The 14,703-nt window shown below is 68.4% G+C and carries 17 protein-coding genes and 1 pseudogene; 12 read left to right on the forward strand and 6 right to left on the reverse strand.

Annotated features, from left to right (window positions below; all coding sequences use genetic code 11):
• The first annotated feature begins 26 nt into the window (after nucleotides 1–26).
• Both gatB and ASD79_RS25235 read left to right on the forward strand, forming a co-directional pair.
• Nucleotides 27–1,526, forward strand: coding sequence for an Asp-tRNA(Asn)/Glu-tRNA(Gln) amidotransferase subunit GatB (gene gatB, locus ASD79_RS20365; RefSeq protein WP_056725032.1), 1,500 nt, complete (start codon nucleotides 27–29; stop codon nucleotides 1,524–1,526).
• 26 nt (nucleotides 1,527–1,552) lie between these two features.
• Nucleotides 1,553–1,615 (forward strand): annotated as a pseudogene (locus tag ASD79_RS25235) (hypothetical protein); the annotation flags it as partial.
• Nucleotides 1,616–1,705: 90 nt separating this feature from the next.
• Here ASD79_RS25235 and ASD79_RS20370 read toward each other — a convergent pair.
• On the reverse strand, nucleotides 1,706–2,056 hold the full coding sequence (locus tag ASD79_RS20370; protein ID WP_056725034.1) for a hypothetical protein: 351 nt from the start codon (nucleotides 2,054–2,056) through the stop codon (nucleotides 1,706–1,708).
• Between the two features lie 178 nt (nucleotides 2,057–2,234).
• Nucleotides 2,235–2,771 carry an RcnB family protein gene (locus ASD79_RS20375; RefSeq protein WP_156400603.1) on the reverse strand — a complete coding sequence of 179 codons (537 nt, stop codon included), beginning with the start codon at nucleotides 2,769–2,771 and terminating at the stop codon, nucleotides 2,235–2,237.
• 191 nt (nucleotides 2,772–2,962) lie between these two features.
• Here ASD79_RS20375 and ASD79_RS20380 point away from each other — a divergent pair, with 191 nt between their 5' ends.
• The 4 genes from ASD79_RS20380 (at nucleotide 2,963) to ASD79_RS20395 (ending at nucleotide 4,709) form a co-directional block, all read left to right on the forward strand.
• Complete coding sequence (locus ASD79_RS20380; RefSeq protein ID WP_056725038.1) at nucleotides 2,963–3,688, forward strand: glutathione S-transferase N-terminal domain-containing protein; 726 nt, start codon at nucleotides 2,963–2,965, stop codon at nucleotides 3,686–3,688.
• 188 nt (nucleotides 3,689–3,876) lie between these two features.
• Nucleotides 3,877–4,155: a sel1 repeat family protein gene (locus ASD79_RS20385; protein ID WP_007670856.1), complete on the forward strand. Its 279-nt coding sequence runs from the start codon at nucleotides 3,877–3,879 to the stop codon at nucleotides 4,153–4,155.
• A 47-nt stretch (nucleotides 4,156–4,202) separates the two neighbouring features.
• Nucleotides 4,203–4,379, forward strand: a complete 177-nt coding sequence (locus ASD79_RS20390) for a hypothetical protein (RefSeq protein ID WP_056725040.1) — start codon at nucleotides 4,203–4,205, stop codon at nucleotides 4,377–4,379.
• 42 nt (nucleotides 4,380–4,421) lie between these two features.
• The gene (locus ASD79_RS20395) at nucleotides 4,422–4,709 is read left to right on the forward strand and encodes a type II toxin-antitoxin system RelE/ParE family toxin (protein WP_056725042.1); all 288 of its coding nucleotides are present in this window, start codon (nucleotides 4,422–4,424) and stop codon (nucleotides 4,707–4,709) included.
• Nucleotides 4,710–4,722: 13 nt separating this feature from the next.
• Here ASD79_RS20395 and ASD79_RS20400 read toward each other — a convergent pair whose 3' ends face one another.
• Complete coding sequence (locus ASD79_RS20400; RefSeq protein ID WP_056725044.1) at nucleotides 4,723–5,463, reverse strand: polysaccharide biosynthesis/export family protein; 741 nt, start codon at nucleotides 5,461–5,463, stop codon at nucleotides 4,723–4,725.
• A gap of 86 nt (nucleotides 5,464–5,549) precedes the next feature.
• Here ASD79_RS20400 and ASD79_RS20405 point away from each other — a divergent pair, with 86 nt between their 5' ends.
• From ASD79_RS20405 to ASD79_RS20430, 6 genes are all read left to right on the forward strand, one after another.
• On the forward strand, nucleotides 5,550–7,049 hold the full coding sequence (locus ASD79_RS20405) for a GumC family protein (RefSeq protein ID WP_056725045.1): 1,500 nt from the start codon (nucleotides 5,550–5,552) through the stop codon (nucleotides 7,047–7,049).
• Nucleotides 7,050–7,286: 237 nt separating this feature from the next.
• Nucleotides 7,287–7,988: a hypothetical protein gene (locus ASD79_RS20410; RefSeq protein ID WP_056725047.1), complete on the forward strand. Its 702-nt coding sequence runs from the start codon at nucleotides 7,287–7,289 to the stop codon at nucleotides 7,986–7,988.
• A complete protein-coding gene (locus tag ASD79_RS20415) occupies nucleotides 7,985–9,247 on the forward strand; it encodes an O-antigen ligase (RefSeq protein ID WP_056725049.1) in 1,263 nt (420 codons plus the stop codon). The genes ASD79_RS20410 and ASD79_RS20415 overlap by 4 nt, the downstream gene beginning before the upstream one ends.
• Before the next feature lie 103 nt (nucleotides 9,248–9,350).
• Nucleotides 9,351–9,710, forward strand: coding sequence for a DUF1304 domain-containing protein (locus ASD79_RS20420; RefSeq protein ID WP_056725051.1), 360 nt, complete (start codon nucleotides 9,351–9,353; stop codon nucleotides 9,708–9,710).
• Nucleotides 9,711–9,753: 43 nt separating this feature from the next.
• On the forward strand, nucleotides 9,754–10,167 hold the full coding sequence (locus ASD79_RS20425; protein ID WP_056725053.1) for a LuxR C-terminal-related transcriptional regulator: 414 nt from the start codon (nucleotides 9,754–9,756) through the stop codon (nucleotides 10,165–10,167).
• A 121-nt stretch (nucleotides 10,168–10,288) separates the two neighbouring features.
• Nucleotides 10,289–10,822 (forward strand): DUF4199 domain-containing protein, encoded by a 534-nt coding sequence (locus tag ASD79_RS20430; protein ID WP_056725055.1) that lies wholly within the window; start codon nucleotides 10,289–10,291, stop codon nucleotides 10,820–10,822.
• 685 nt (nucleotides 10,823–11,507) lie between these two features.
• Here ASD79_RS20430 and ASD79_RS20440 read toward each other — a convergent pair.
• The 3 genes from ASD79_RS20440 to ASD79_RS20450 are packed head-to-tail and all read right to left on the reverse strand — an operon-like array spanning nucleotide 11,508 to nucleotide 14,696.
• The gene (locus ASD79_RS20440; RefSeq protein ID WP_056725058.1) at nucleotides 11,508–12,281 is read right to left on the reverse strand and encodes a polysaccharide deacetylase family protein; all 774 of its coding nucleotides are present in this window, start codon (nucleotides 12,279–12,281) and stop codon (nucleotides 11,508–11,510) included.
• Nucleotide 12,282: 1 nt separating this feature from the next.
• The gene (locus ASD79_RS20445) at nucleotides 12,283–13,242 is read right to left on the reverse strand and encodes a glycosyltransferase family A protein (protein ID WP_056725060.1); all 960 of its coding nucleotides are present in this window, start codon (nucleotides 13,240–13,242) and stop codon (nucleotides 12,283–12,285) included.
• Nucleotides 13,239–14,696, reverse strand: coding sequence for a lipopolysaccharide biosynthesis protein (locus ASD79_RS20450; RefSeq protein WP_056725062.1), 1,458 nt, complete (start codon nucleotides 14,694–14,696; stop codon nucleotides 13,239–13,241). The genes ASD79_RS20445 and ASD79_RS20450 overlap by 4 nt, the downstream gene beginning before the upstream one ends.
• Nucleotides 14,697–14,703: the final 7 nt, after the last annotated feature.

The raw sequence follows: 14,703 nt of genomic DNA on the forward strand, positions 1-14,703 counted from the left end.
CCGTCCGCGCGGCCAGGAATTGAGACATGACCGAAACCGCCTCTTCCAAACAGATCCAAGGCCGCACCGGCCCCTGGGAAATCGTGCTCGGCCTCGAGATCCATGCCCAGGTCGCCAGCAAGTCCAAGCTGTTTTCCGGCGCCGCCGTCGGGTTCGGCGCGGGCCCGAACCAGCAGGTCAGCCTGGTGGACGCGGCCATGCCCGGCATGCTGCCGGTGCTGAACGGCTTCTGCGTCGAGCAGGCGGTCAAGACCGGCCTGGGCCTGAAGGCCCAGATCAACCTGAAGAGCCGGTTCGACCGCAAGAACTACTTCTATCCCGACCTGCCGCAGGGCTATCAGATCAGCCAGTTCGACCAGCCGATCGTCGGCGAGGGCGTCGTCACCGTCGAACGCGACGACGGCACCACCTTCGACGTCGGCATCGAGCGGCTGCACCTGGAACAGGACGCCGGCAAGTCGCTGCACGACCAGGACCCCAACGCCACCTATGTCGACCTGAACCGCGCGGGCACGGCGCTGATGGAGATCGTCTCCAAGCCGCACATGCGCACCTCGGAAGAGGCGGCCGCCTATGTGAAGAAGATCCGTACGATCCTCGTCTACCTGGGCACCTGCGACGGCGACATGGAGAAGGGCAACCTGCGCGCCGACGTCAACGTGTCGGTCTGCCGTCCCGGCGACTACGAGAAGTTCCGCGAGACCGGCAGCTTCAAGCACCTGGGCACGCGCTGCGAGATCAAGAACGTCAACTCCTACCGCTACATCCAGCAGGCCATCGAGTACGAGGCCCGTCGCCAGATCGAGATTCTCGAGGACGGCGGCAAGATCGACCAGGAGACCCGCCTGTTCGATCCCGGCAAGCTCGAAACCCGCTCGATGCGTTCGAAGGAAGAGGCGCACGACTACCGCTACTTCCCCGATCCGGACCTGCTGCCGCTGATCCTTGACCCGGCCTGGGTCAAGGCGATCGAAGAGACCCTGCCGGAACTGCCGGACGCCAAGAAGCAGCGTTTGCAGAGCCAGTACGGCCTGTCGGCCTACGACGCCGGCGTGCTGATCATCGAGAGCGACCGCGCCGACTATTTCGAGGCCGCCGCGAAAGGCCGCGACGCCAAGCTGGTGGCCAACTGGGTGACCAACGAGCTGCTGGCCCGGCTGTCGGCCGACGGCCACGAGATCGCCGACTCGCCGCTGCCGTCGTCGGACATCGCCCAGCTGGTCGAACTGATCGAGAACGGCACCATCAGCTCCAAGATCGCCAAGGAGGTCTTCGAGCACATGTGGGCCGGCGAGGGGCGTCCCTCGGCGATCGTCAAGGCGCGCGGCCTGGTGCAGATCAACGACACCGGGGCCATCGAGGCGGCGATCGACGCCCTGATCGCGGCCAACCCGGACAAGGCCGCGGCGGTGAAGGAAAAGCCCCAGGCCATCGGCTGGTTCGTCGGCCAGGTGATGAAGGAGACCGGCGGCAAGGCCAATCCGGCCACGGTGAACGCGTTGTTGAAGTCGAAGTTGGGGCTGTAAGGCGTCCCGCGTCCTTCGAGGCTCGCCTGCGGCTCGCACCTCAGGATGAGGAATTCAGCAACAACGCTCCTCATCCTGAGGCGCCCGCGATAGCGGGCCTCGAAGGACGCACGGTGTCAGATACAAGAAGGGCCCGCCGCTCGCGCGACGGGCCCTTTTTCAGGTTCGGGACGCGGCCGTTACGGCTTGGGCGTCTCGGAGGAGGTCCCGGCTTCGGCGGCCGGTTTGTGGTGTTTCTTGGCCTTCTTCTCGGACTTGGCCGCTGGGGCGGCGGGGTCGGTGGCGCTGGGATCGGACGTCGTGGCCGAACTCGGCGTGCCGCTGGAGTCGGCGCTGCTGGCTTCCGGAGCCGAGGTGGCCGCCGGGTCGGTCGCGGTGGTGGAGGACGACGAACTCGGGTCCGCCGGCGCGGCCTGGGTGGTCTGGGCGGAGGGGTCGCTGGCCGGCGCGGTTTGCTGGGCCAGGGCCGATCCGGCGTAACCGGCGACGGCCAAGGCCAGGACGGCGGCCGAGATGCGGAGATTGATCATGGGAGCGTCTTGTTGCTGTCGCGTCGGAAAGTGACACGACCGGAACGCTGGCCCCTGAATGCGGTCGCAATAACCCGTCAATCGGGCGATCTCGCCGCATAAACGGCGACCATGCGGCGAAGGCGGCGCTCCCAAGACCAGCTCAGGAACACCGCCTCGCGCCTCAGGCGAACATCATCTAGTCGTTGATGATGTCGAAGATCAGGCCGGTGGCGATGGCCGCCAGCACATAGTCGTTACCCGTGCGGTACCAGTAATAACCGCGCGGGGGCGACCGCAGGCGATAGCGGCCGTAGTCGTGGATCACATAGCTGTCGCCACGATAGTAGGGTGGCAGGTAACCACCGCGACGCCATGAGCTGTAGCCGGGGCGGAAACCCGGGCGGCCATAGTAATAGGCCGGCGGCGGGCCGTAGCTCCAGCGATTGTTGTAGTAATAGCCATTGTGGCGGCCGTAGTCCCAGCGGTCATGCCGGTCCCAACCGCGGTGGCGGCCATTGTCGTGGCGTCCGTCACGGTCGTCCCAGCGGCCGCGGTCATGGCGACCGTCTCGGTCGCCCCAGCGGTCGCCTCGGTCATGGCGGTCGCCTCGATCGTCACGATGGTCCCAACGGCCGCGATCCTGGGCGGCCGCGTCGTTCGCGACGACGGCCATCGGTCCGGCCACGGCGGCCACGGCGGCCACGGCGGCGATGGTGAGCAAAATGCGCTTCATATCCGACGTCTCCTTGTCTGTCTGGCGATCCTGGGACCGCCAAGTCCCTCGACTTGACGCCAAGTTTCCGCCGACGCGGCTGAACCTGATCTGAACGGCGCCGTCAGGCTACGGTGCAATTGCCGGACGCCGAGCTTGGCGCGGGCGCCGGGCGCGACCATGTTGGACCGGACATCATCAGGGAGCCAAGCATGAGCGGTCCGATCGAACTCCACTACTGGCCCACGCCCAACGGCTGGAAGATCTCGGTGGCCCTGGAGGAGATGGGGCTGCCCTATACGATGATCCCCGTGAACATCGGTGTGGGCGACCAGTTCAAGCCGGACTTCCTGGCCATCAGCCCCAACAACCGCATGCCGGCCATCGTCGATCCCGACGGCCCCGACGGCCAGCCGATCTCGGTGTTCGAGTCCGGGGCCATCCTGCAGTACCTGGGCCGCAAGACCGGCAAGTTCTATGGGACCAGCGAGCGCGAGCGGGTCGATATCGACCAGTGGCTGATGTGGCAGATGGGCGGCCTGGGCCCGATGGCCGGCCAGACCCACCATTTCCGCCAGTACGCGGCCTCGATCGTCAGCGACCAGCGCCAGATCGCCTACGGCGCCGTCCGCTACACCAACGAGACCCACCGGCTCTACGGCGTGCTCAACAAGCAGCTGGCGGGGAAGGATTTCATCTGCGGCCAATTGTCCATCGCCGACTTCGCGTGCTGGGGATGGGTTGTGCCGTGGAAAAACCAGGGCATCATTCTCGAAGAGTTTCCGCACTTGAAGGCGTGGTTCGAGCGCATGGCGGCCCGCGAGGCCGTGGAGCGCGGCTTCAAGCTGGGAGCTGAACTGCGCCGCCCGGCCTTGCAAACACCCGGAAAAGCGCAGGAAGAGGCCCGAAAAGTGCTGTTTGGCCAGCGCGCCCGTTAACGCGCTGTATACGGCGGTTTACATTCAGTAACACCAGTGAACGAGTCATGTATTCATTGCGGGATGCTGGCTCGATTCATGATGTCGGCGCTCTTAACTATATGTTCAGCTGAGAAGGACTTCTCTGTCCCCAGGAGAGCTTGGTGCGGCCATGACGGCGGCGCGGGCTGGGAAGGGGAATTGAAGCCATGCTGATGAGTATCGAACCGCCGACCGCCATCCACGGCATCCCGCTGCCGACCGTCGACACCTCGGGCGACGAACTGTTCCGCATGGGCCTGCTGTACTCGACGGGCCAGGGCGGCGCGCCGCTGGACTATGTCTCGGCCCACATGCTGTTCAACCTGGCCGCCATGCGCGGTTCGGTCGAGGCCAAGGTCTATCGCAAGGAAATCTCGCAGGAGATGGCCAGCGAGGATGTCGCCGAAGCCCAGCGCCAGGCGCGCGAATGGCTGGCCCACGGCTGAATCTGGCCTCCCTGCCATCGTGGTCGCGGTTGTGCTAGATTGACGGCATGAAGCTGGAACCCGCCATCTTTGACGACCTGGATGAAGCCGGCGACGCCGCAGCGATCGCCGAGGCCCGCGCCGAGATCGCGGCGGGCCAGTTCGTGAGCAACGAGGCCGTCGAGGCCTGGTTGTTGTCATGGGGAACGCCGAACAAGCTGCCTCCTCCCCGGGCTGGCGACTAACGCCCTACGCGCCGTGATCTAGCTCTGGGCGAGACTGAACGGATGGCCGACACGTCTCCCCTTCGCGTGATCTGGTCTCCGAGAGCCGTTCGGGATCTCGCCGGTATCGACAGCTACATCAGTCAGTTCGCGCCCCTCGCGGCCCAACGCTTTACGGCTCGGCTGGTCTCGACGGTTCGCAGCCTTGCCACCCATCCAAACCGAGGTCGGCCGATAGGCGATGGCGTTCGCGAGCTGGTCGTGGTGAGGCCCTACCTTGTGGTCTATGAGGTCACGGGCGACCGTGTCGAAATCCTGCACATCAAGCACGGCGCGCAGCGGCCGGCCTGAGCGTTGATCCGCCTCAGTTTCCGCTGACGCCGTTGATCGCGTAGCTGAAGCTGATCGGCAGCAGGTCCCGGAAGTACTGCTGCATGAACAGGCCCGCCTCGGACACCCCGCTGCGCGGCACATAGACGATATCGAACCGGCGTAGCGGCACCAGGTCCGCCTTGCCGCTGGTCATCCCCGACAGCAGATCGGCCGTGCGCAGCATGGCGCGACCATTGGGGCCCCGGCGAATGATCACCACCGCGCTGCGCTTGGACGAATTCTTGAAGCCGCCGGCCTGGATCACCGCCCGCAGGGCGTCGCCGTCGCCGGCCATGTCGTAGACCCCCGGATTGCCGACTTCCCCGCCGACGAACACCTTCAGCGGCGCCGTCGACTTGATCGACACCTGGGCCTGGGGCCGCAGCAGCTGGCTGGAATAGGCCTGGGTGATCGACCCCTCCAGTTCGGCGATCGTGCGGTCGGCGGCCATCACCGGCGCGATCAGCGGCAAAGCGACGCGGCCGTCCGGCTGGACCACCACCGACTTGTTCAGCTCGACCGCCGAGGGCACGCTGACCTCGACCTCGTCGCCCGGATAGAACCGATAGTCCGGCTCCTGGTCGCTCCAGTCGGCATAGCCGATATCGGCGAAATTGGCCGTGGTGCGGGCGGTGGGCGTGATCGGCTCGCCGTCGACATGGCCGCAGGCGCTGAGCCCACTGGCCAGGAAGGGCAGGGCGAAAGCCGCGGTGAGAAGGGTGCGCCTGTGCATGCGACAAGTCTTAACAGGAATGGGTAACGAAGCCTTAAGCGGCGGGCGGCCAGTCTGAGTCCCAAGATTGAACCCATCGGATTCGCATGTCGACGACGAGCGCCTGGACCAGCGTGCCGCACGACCCGCCGTCGCGTAGCGACTGGGCGGCCCGCGCCCGCTATGCGCCGACCGACTTCGTCACCCTGCTGTGGCGCGAGCGCTGGCTGATGCTGGGCGTGTTCCTGGCCATCTTCCTGATCGGCCTGGCCTTCGCCACCACGATGAAGAAGACCTACACGGCCAGTTCCAGCCTGTTCGTCCGCCTGGGCCAGGAATATGTCTACGAGCCCCGGGCCGGCGACGCCGCCCGCGGCGCGGTGCCGGACGTCGACCAGGTGATCCAGTCGGAATCGGAAATCCTCGGCAGCGGCGAGCTGCGCGAGCGGGTGATCCGCAAGGTCGGTTTCGCCCGGATCTTCCCGTCCAGCGCCGCCAAGTACGCCAGCGCCTCGCCCGAGGGGAAGCGCAAGCTGATCGCCGAGGGCCGCGACGCGGTGGCGCGCAGCCTGAAGATCGAGACCGCGCCCGACAACTCGATCATCAGGCTGTCGTACCAGAACGAGGATCCCGAGGTCGCCGAGAAGGTGCTCAACACCCTGCTCGAAGAGTACCTGATCTATCGCCGCAGCCTGCTGATCGGCGGCGACGACAACGGCCTGGAGCGCCAGCGCGACCTGTTCGCCCAGAAGCTGGCCGAGAACGACACCGCCTACCAGGCCTTCCTGTCGGGCAACGACATCGGCGACTTCACCGCCCAGAAGACCGCGCTGACCCAGCTGCAGGCCCAGGCCGAGTCCCAGAAATACGCCACCGAGGCGCAGCTCCAGGACCGCATGGGCCGTCTGGCCTCGGTGCAGGGCGAACTGGCCCGCACCCCGGCCGAGTCCGTGCTCTATCGCGACAGCGACATGTCGGCGAGCGGCAAGCTGGCCCAGCTGAAGCTGGATCGCGAGGGCCTGCTCTCGCGCTACCGTCCCGACGCCCAGCCGGTCCGCGACATCGAGGCCCAGATCGCCCAGCTGGAGCAGGGCGTGTCGTCGGGCCGCACCGCCGGCGACGGCGCCCGCCGCAGCGGTCCCAACCCGATCTGGCAGACCCTGCAGTCCACCCGCAACGATCTGTCGGCCGAGGTTGCCGCCCTGCAGCAGTCGCTGACCGCCTACACCCAGCAGGTCCAGGACGTGAACCAGCGCCTGCTGCGGCTGTCGTCGCTGGAGCCGACCTTCAACCAGCTGTCACGCGACCGCGACGTGCTGTCGACCAACGTCCGCGACTTCACGGTCAAGGAACAGCAGGACCAGGCCCAGCGCCAGATGTCGGCCGAGGGCAGCGACAACATCCGCATCGTCCAGCGCGCCGTGGCCCCCTCGACGGGCAAGAGCCTGAAGAAGCCGATCCTGGTCCTGGCCTTCCTGTTCGCCGGCTTCACCGCCGCCTGCGCCGGCCTGGTGCGCATGCTGCTGCGGCCCGGCCTGCAGACCCCGGCCTCGGCCGCCCGCACCCTGAACCTGCCGGTGCTGGCCACGGCGAGCTACAAGCGCTGAGGCTTGTCGGATTGACCCTGAACTCCGCTCATCCCGGCGAAAGCCGGGACCAGATCCCATGGCGGCGTGGATGATTGGACAAGCTCGGAGCCCTTGGCGTCAGCCCAGAACCATTCCATCTGGGTCCCGGCGTTCGCCGGGATGAGCGGGTGGTAGGCCTGAGCGCTTTCGTCGCCTTTCACGCGAACGGATTTGGGCCTTAAGGTAAATGGACTTCAACGCGCGGCGATTCGGCGAATGGTGGATTTGAACGTCGAGATGGCGGAGCTGTGGGGGTCCTTGGGCGCTCCCGCGCCCGGCCGCGCGCACGTCGTCCAGTTCGTTTCCGCCCGGCGCGGGGAGGGGACCTCGACCGCCGCCCGCGAATTCGCCCGCTTCGCCGCCAAGCGCGCCGGCCGCAAGACCTGGTTGATCGACCTGGACCTGGTCACTTCGCCGCAATACCAGGCCATCGCCGCCGACCCCGAGCGCTACGGCGTGCTGGGCGCGGGGGCTCCGGCCTCGCCCGACGGCTCGGCCTTCTTCACCGTCCAGCCGCCAGCCCCCAAGCCTGGCGGGGGCGTGTGGCCCGACGCCAAGTACCTGACCGCCCACAGCGTCGGCGGCCCGCGCTTCTGGGTGACGCGCTTCAACCGCGAGGCCCTGCGCGGCCGCCAGAAGGTCCATATCCTGCCCGGCGTCGAATACTGGGCCGCCCTGCGCCGCCACGCCGAGATCATCGTCGTCGACAGCCCCTCGGCCGACACCTCGCAGGCCGGCCTGACCCTGGCCCAGCACATGGACCAGACCGTGATGGTGGTCAGCGCCCAGGAGGCCGACGTGCGGCCGCCGGGCCTGCTGCGCGACGCCCTGGCCTCGGCCGGCGGCCGCTGCGCCGGGGTGTTCTTCAACCAGGCCTCGGTCCAGCCGCCGAAGTTCCTGAAGGCCATCCTGCCGTGAGCGTCATGCGCGGGGCGGCCCCAGCCGCGCCGGTCAGGCTGACCTTCCCGCGGATCGCGCTGTTCGGCCTGGCCGTCTTCGCCCTGCTGCTGTTCAGCGGCGGCTGGGAGCTGCCGGTGGTCGGCGAGAACGCCACCGAGAGCGGCTCGGCCATCCTGCGTGTCGCCTATCTGCCGGCCTACGCCGCCGGTTTCGTCCTGATCGCCCTGCGGCCGGGCGCGGCCCTGCGGGTGCTGATCCGCCAGCCGTTCCTGCTGGCCGTGATGGCGATCGCCGTCGCCTCGCTGTTCTGGTCGGTGAACCCCGACCAGACGGTTCGGCGCTGTTTCGCCCTGGTCTGCACCACCCTGGGGGGCGTGGCCCTGGCGGCGCGGTTCCGGTGGCCGCGACTGGCCGAGGTGATGGGCGCCACCTTCGCGGTGCTGATCGTCGCCTGTTTCGTGGTCTGCCTGGCCGTGCCGCGCATCGGGGTGATGACCGAACTGTTTCCCGGCGCCTGGCGCGGCCTGTGGCGCGAGAAGAACGGCCTGGGCGGCATCATGGCCTTCGGCTTCTGCATCCTGTCGGCAGCGGCCCTGCTCAATCCTCGCCGCGCCCGGCTGTGGTGGACCTTCGCCGGACTGGCCGTGGTGCTGGTGCTGATGTCGACCTCCAAGACCTCGCTGGTCTCGCTGATGCTGGGCGTCGGCGCCATCGGCTTCGTGCTGGTGGCCCGCCGGGGCCCGGCCGCCGGGGCCGCCGCCACCTGGGTCGGGGTAACCGGTATCGTCCTGCTGACCGCCTTCATCCTGTTCGCGGCCGACGTGTTCTTCGCCATCCTCGGCAAGGACGCCACCCTGACCGGCCGCACCAAGATCTGGGCGGCGGTGATGCGCGAGGTCCAGGACCGACCCTGGCTGGGTTACGGCTACCAGGCGGTGTGGGGCGACAAGAGCGGCTGGGGCCCGTTCGCCTGGATCAGCAAGAACGCCGGCTTCCAGGCCCAGCACGCCCACAACAGCTGGCTGGAGCAATGGCTGGGCATGGGCCTGGTGGGGCTGATCGCCTGGGGGCTGTTCTACCTGCAGACCATGACCCTGGCGGTGATCGCCGTGTTCCGCGACCGGGGCGGCGCCTTGCTCGCCTTCCCGTTCCTGGTTGTCTACAGCCTGGTGGCCCTGACCGAGAGCATCGCGGTCACCTACAACGACTTCCGCTGGGTGCTGTTCGTGGCCTTCGCGACCAAGCTGGCGTTTCCCGACCGCGAGGTCGAGGCGTAGGGACCTGTGGCGGGGGACGCACACCCATTCCACGGTCTGGACTAGCCTTGCACGAGCTTTGCCGTGAGTGTGTGTCCCCGTCCTACGCCCAGAGAGCTCTCGCATGTTGCTGGCCGCCCAGATCGTCACCGGGATCGTCGCCTTGATCCACGTCTACATCGTCCTCCTGGAGACCGTGCTGTTCGACAGCCGGGGCAAGACGGTGTTCGGCCTGACGGACGAGGCGGCGGCGATCGTCAAGCCGGCGATGTCCAACCAGGGCTGCTACAACGGCTTCCTGGTCGCGGCCCTGGCGCTGGGCCTGTTCTGGCCGGCCCCTGCGGTGGCCAGGGCCTTCGCGGTCTTCGGCCTAGCCTGCGTCGCCGTGGCGGGTGTCTGGGGCGGGCTGACGGTCAAGCGCGTGATCCTGTTGATCCAGACCCTGCCGGCGGTGGTGGGGCTGGGGCTGTGGTGGGCGGCGTAGGGGGACGGTTGACCGCCGCCGTGGATCGCGCACCCTCCAGGCCATGACTCGCACCATCACCCTGTGGGCGCTCGTCCTGGCCGTCGGCGCGTTCGTGCTGCAATGGCTGGAATACCGGTACCTGGCGCGGGCGTTCTCGCGCGAGATCTATGTCAGCCTGATCGGCGCGGCCTTCGCCGTCGGCGGCGTGTGGGTCGGCTGGAAGCTGGCTTCGAGAGCCGCGCCCGTCCCCTTCGCCCGCAACGTCGCGGCGGTGGCCTCGCTCGGCCTCACCGGCCAGGAGGTCAAGGTGCTGGAGCGACTGGCGGCGGGGCAGTCGAACAAGGAGATCGCCGCCGGCCTGGGCCTGTCGCCGAACACCGTGAAGACGCACATCGCCCACCTGTTCGAGAAGCTCGCCGTCAGCCGCCGCACCCAGGCAGTCAGCAAGGCGCGCGACCTGCACCTGATCCCATGACGCCTAGGCTCACGGAGGAGAAAATCGGGCGACCGTCACGATCTCACCCTTTCGGGCGATGGCTTCGAAGGCGATGGCGCGCTCATCCTGATGGTTGTCGCAATCAAAGGACGCCAAGCGCATGACCCGCACCATTCTGACCTATGGCCTGATCTCGGGCCTGATCGCCATCCTCGGCATCATCGGCACGATCATCGGACCCGGCGACCACAGCGTCTGGCTGGGCTACCTGATCATGCTGCTGGCGCTGTCGGCGGTCCTGTTGGGCGTGAAGCAGCACCGCGACCGGGTTCTGGGCGGCGTCATCAAGTTCTGGCCCGCCTTCCTGGTGGGGCTGGGCATCGCCGTCATCGCCGGCCTGGTCTATGTGGCGATCTGGGAGGCCTATCTGGCGCTCACCCACTATACGTTCATGGATGGCTATATCGACAATATCCTGGCGGCCAAGCGCTCGGCCGGCGTCACCGGCGCCGCCTACCAGAAGCTGGCCGCCGAAATGGAGGCCATGCGCCGCAACTATGCGAACCCGCTGTTTCGCATGCCGATGACCTTCGTCGAGATCTTCCCGGTCGGTCTGCTGGTCGCTCTGGCCAGCGCCGCCCTGCTGCGGAACCCGCGCTTTCTGCCGGCGCGATCACGGCCGACGGCGGCCTAGGGGCGGGGGCTGGAAGATCGGTCTATCCTCGGCGTGTCCGGAATGAAGCTCGGCGAAATCAAGGCTCTAGAATTTCTCGATCTTTTTCGTCCTCACCCCTTCCAGCCTCGCGGATACTGCTCCCACCTGGAGGCACGGGGAGGGCGCACGTACGGCGACCGATGCGGCTTTCGGGGGTGGTCGAGCGGGAAGCGCTCGCCGGTGGTCTTTGGTGACGCCTTCGCGGCGGCCCAGGGCAGGTTCCCTGCAACATGGGACGAAGCCCTGGCGGCGGAGGATCGGCGGACGCGGCAGGTGTGGGCTGAAATCGCCCGCACGGTCCGGAAGGTTCGCTAACCTTCCGCCCGCCGGGGGCCTCCATCGGAGCGGGTTAAAAATCCGCGATCCGAAGGCTCTCGTCCGAAGACCACGCGAAGCGCTCGTCTTCGTCGAAACGGTATTCAAACTGCAAATCATCCGGGCGAGGCCCGGGCGCTTCGCACCCTCCCCACCAACTCAGCGAGAGATCGCGTGAGGCGGCGAAGCCGCGCGTCCCAAGTCCTCCCCCCGTGGGGGAGGTGTCGGCGAAGCCGACGGTGGGGGGAGAGATCGGCCGATGGCCACGACCCGGATCGACGATCCTAAAACGCCCCCCACCGATCGCTGCGCGATCGCCTCCCCCATAGGGGGAGGACCTGAAATGCGCCTACAGCCCGATCCGCCGCGCGCCCTCGGCCACCGTCACCACGTCGAACCCGGCCAGGATCGCCCCGTCGACCAGCCGCTCCAGCGCCCCGGTCGTGCAGCCCCAGGGCGACGGCTCCAGAGCCACGTCGTGGGTGTAGAGGATCAGCCAGGCCTTGCGGGCGTGGGCCTTGTCCAGCCAGTCCAGGGCCACGGCCTCGCCGTCCTCGCCCTCGATGCCGACGGCGGGGGCCTGGTTGAGGTCGGCGCCGTCGGCGATCAGGCCGTGGTGCAGGGCGCGCAGGGTCTTGAAGCGGCCGGCCAGGGCGGTCTTGGCCGGACTGGCGACGTCGCCATAGGGATAGGCGAAGCTGACCGGAACGCCCGTGCCCCACGACGCCAGGGCCGCGCCGTTGCGGTCGACGTCGGCCAGGGTCTGGTCCCGCGAGGACTGGCCGCAATCGAGGTGCGAGAAGGTGTGGCAGGCGATCTCGTGGCCGGCGGCGTGCAGCCGGGCGGCGTCCTCGCCGGTGGCGAAGCGGCCCATCGGACCCTCGCGGCCGGTCAGGCCAGCGGCGAAATAGTAGGTGCCGCGCAGGCCGCGCGCTTCCAGGACCTTGGCTCCAGCCTCGCAGGCCGTGGCCGGGGCGTCGTCGAAGCTGAACGAGACCATCGGCCGCTCAAGCCTGACCTTGGCCGGCCGGCGGTGGGCCAGACGGATCAGCCGCCGTCGCAGCTTGCCCTTCAGGCCGCGGTCCGGCTCGTAGGCGTCGACCTTTTCCATGGAGATCTGCATGTCAGACGGCGTCCGAATAGAGGGCGGCCCGGTAGAGCCGCATGGCGAAGGCGCGAAGCGGCGTCGGGGCCGCCTCGGCCAGGGCGAGGGACTTCAGCATCGGCCGCCAGCTGGCTCGCAAAGGCAAGGGCTTCAGCGCCTTGGCCACGCGATAGCTGGGATAGCCGCTGACCACATCGAAATGGCTCTTCACCACCCGGGCGAAATTGGCCGCCGACTGCTCGTACTTGGCCGCCAGGGCCGGCGCGGTGTCGAGGCCCAGATGGGTGGCGGAGTTGTCGATGTGGGCGATCGGATACAGCCGGGCCACCCGCATGGCCCACTCGACGTCCTCCCAGCCCCAGCCGGCGAAGCCTTCATCGAACCCGATGGTTTCGAAGACGTCGCGGCGGACCAGCAGGTTGGACGTGAAGACGTGCTTCTCGGGAGCCCTGGCCCGCTCCGGGGCCGGGGTGCAGTCGCTCTTCAGGGCCATGGCCCTGTGCAGTTCATGCTCGGGCCGGCGAGGGGTCTGGTCCAGGGTGAAGCCGCCGAACGCCACGGCGGTGTCGTCGCTTTCGGCCAGGGCGGTCCAGCGGGCCAGGAAGCCGATCGGGTCGGGCAGCATGTCGCTGTCGAGGAACAGCAGGTGGCGGCCCCGGGCGTGGCGGGCCAGGCGGTTGCGGCCCTTGGCGCGGCCCTCGTTGGACGACAGGGTGATCAGCCGGGCGGGCAGCTTGAGGCGCTCGATCCGCGTGGCCATGCGCCGGGCCAGGGCCTCGTCGCCGCCGCCGTCGTCCAGCAGCACGATCTCGGCGTGGACCCCCGGTTCGTCCAGGGCCTTGAGCAGGGCGCCGGGGTCGTCGCGGAAGGTCGGGATCAGCACCGACAGGCGGGGTTTGGCCCCCTTCTTGTCAAAAGCCGCCCAGGCGACGTTGTCGGTCAGGGTTTCGCCGATGGGGTTCTGTACAATGGCGGTCATGCGGGCCCCTCGCTGGCGGTTCCGAAACGGCGCTGGACGATCTCGGTAAGGCGGCCCCGCAGGCCACCGGCGTCGAGGCCTAGGACGACCAGGCCGTAGACCAGGGCGCCGAGCGAGGCCTTGACGATCAGTTCGGCCACGCCGCCGAAGGCGGGCGTGGCCAGCACGGCGGCGGCCATCAGGGCGCAGGCCAGGCCGGCCTTCAGCAGGCTGGACCATGGCACGGGCAGGCGGCAGGCGCGTCGGCCCAGGATCGCGGCGCCGATCGCGCCGATCCCGTAGCTGGCGGCGGTCGACCACAGGGCCCCGTCCAGGCCGAAGCGCGGGATCAGCAGCAGGTTGAGGGCGACGTTGGCGCCGGCCGGAATGGCCATGCAGGCGATCAGCATCATCGTCCGCTTGCCCAGGGTGAAGGCCTGCAGCAGGTAATAGGTCGTCACGCCCGACAGCCAGCCGGCCAGGGCGATCCACGGCACCACCGCGCCGGCCCCGGCGCTGAGCTCGGCCCCGACCATCACCTGCGCCAACGGACGGCCGACCAGGGCCAGGCCGACGGCGGCCGGCAGGGTCAGCAGCACCATGAAGCTGGCCTGTTCCTGGGCGGCGTCCTTGAGGGCCGTGTGGCCGCCGCGCTCCAGGGCCGCCACCATGGCGGGCCCGCCGGCCATGCCCAGCCAGATGAACACCACGTCCAGCGTGCGGCTGCCCAGCGAATAGCTGGCGTGATAGACGCCCACCGCCTGCTCGTTGAGGAAGGCGGCCAGCAGGAAGCGGTCGGTGGTCGACAGCACCAGGGCCAGGATCAGCGACAGCGCCACCGGCAGGCCATAGGCGGCGTAGGCCTTGGCCATCGCCGGGTCATAGCGGCCGCCTTGGGCGCGACGCAGGTCGGCCGGCAGCACGAACACCAGGCACAGCAGCGAGATCGCCCCCATGCCCAGCAGCGGCGCGGCGCCGCCCAGGCCGACCAGGGCCAGGACCAGGCCCAGCAGGAAGCCGCCCACGGTCTGGACGATGTCGAGCAGGGCCGCGCTCGAAACCTCGCCGGCCGCGCGGCGGCGCTCTTGCGACAGTTTGGTCAGGCTCTTGACCACCACGGCGGCGAAGGCGGCGGCGACGGCGACCTTCAGCGGGGCCGACAACGGCGCGAACCGCAGCACCAGGGCGGCGGCGACCGGCACGACCAGGGCCAGGGCGAACCACAGGCGATAGAGGGTGGCGAAGTGGTCGGGCAGCCGGCCGTCCTCGTCCTGCCGGGCGTGGAAGCGGGCCATCGAGGCTTCTGTCCAAGTGAGCAGGATGGTCTGGGTCAGGCTGAGGGCCGAGAAGGCCAGGGCGTAGACGCCGTACTGCTCCGGCGTCAGGACGCGGGTGAACAGCACGATGGTGAGCAGTCCCACCACGCCTTGGGCGATATTGACCGGCAGGTATCCGAGTACGCCACGCCAGAACATGTTGGGG

The organism is Caulobacter sp. Root655 (assembly GCF_001427665.1).
Taxonomy (GTDB): domain Bacteria; phylum Pseudomonadota; class Alphaproteobacteria; order Caulobacterales; family Caulobacteraceae; genus Caulobacter.

Coding starts and splice junctions, on each gene's coding strand:
- gatB (WP_056725032.1), top strand. CDS start 27: ATGACCGAAACCGCCTCTTCCAAACAGATCCAAGGCCGCACCGGCCCC.
- ASD79_RS20370 (WP_056725034.1), bottom strand. CDS start 2,056: ATGATCAATCTCCGCATCTCGGCCGCCGTCCTGGCCTTGGCCGTCGCC.
- ASD79_RS20375 (WP_156400603.1), bottom strand. CDS start 2,771: ATGAAGCGCATTTTGCTCACCATCGCCGCCGTGGCCGCCGTGGCCGCC.
- ASD79_RS20380 (WP_056725038.1), top strand. CDS start 2,963: ATGAGCGGTCCGATCGAACTCCACTACTGGCCCACGCCCAACGGCTGG.
- ASD79_RS20385 (WP_007670856.1), top strand. CDS start 3,877: ATGCTGATGAGTATCGAACCGCCGACCGCCATCCACGGCATCCCGCTG.
- ASD79_RS20390 (WP_056725040.1), top strand. CDS start 4,203: ATGAAGCTGGAACCCGCCATCTTTGACGACCTGGATGAAGCCGGCGAC.
- ASD79_RS20395 (WP_056725042.1), top strand. CDS start 4,422: ATGGCCGACACGTCTCCCCTTCGCGTGATCTGGTCTCCGAGAGCCGTT.
- ASD79_RS20400 (WP_056725044.1), bottom strand. CDS start 5,463: ATGCACAGGCGCACCCTTCTCACCGCGGCTTTCGCCCTGCCCTTCCTG.
- ASD79_RS20405 (WP_056725045.1), top strand. CDS start 5,550: ATGTCGACGACGAGCGCCTGGACCAGCGTGCCGCACGACCCGCCGTCG.
- ASD79_RS20410 (WP_056725047.1), top strand. CDS start 7,287: ATGGTGGATTTGAACGTCGAGATGGCGGAGCTGTGGGGGTCCTTGGGC.
- ASD79_RS20420 (WP_056725051.1), top strand. CDS start 9,351: ATGTTGCTGGCCGCCCAGATCGTCACCGGGATCGTCGCCTTGATCCAC.
- ASD79_RS20425 (WP_056725053.1), top strand. CDS start 9,754: ATGACTCGCACCATCACCCTGTGGGCGCTCGTCCTGGCCGTCGGCGCG.
- ASD79_RS20430 (WP_056725055.1), top strand. CDS start 10,289: ATGACCCGCACCATTCTGACCTATGGCCTGATCTCGGGCCTGATCGCC.
- ASD79_RS20440 (WP_056725058.1), bottom strand. CDS start 12,281: ATGCAGATCTCCATGGAAAAGGTCGACGCCTACGAGCCGGACCGCGGC.
- ASD79_RS20445 (WP_056725060.1), bottom strand. CDS start 13,242: ATGACCGCCATTGTACAGAACCCCATCGGCGAAACCCTGACCGACAAC.
- ASD79_RS20450 (WP_056725062.1), bottom strand. CDS start 14,696: ATGTTCTGGCGTGGCGTACTCGGATACCTGCCGGTCAATATCGCCCAA.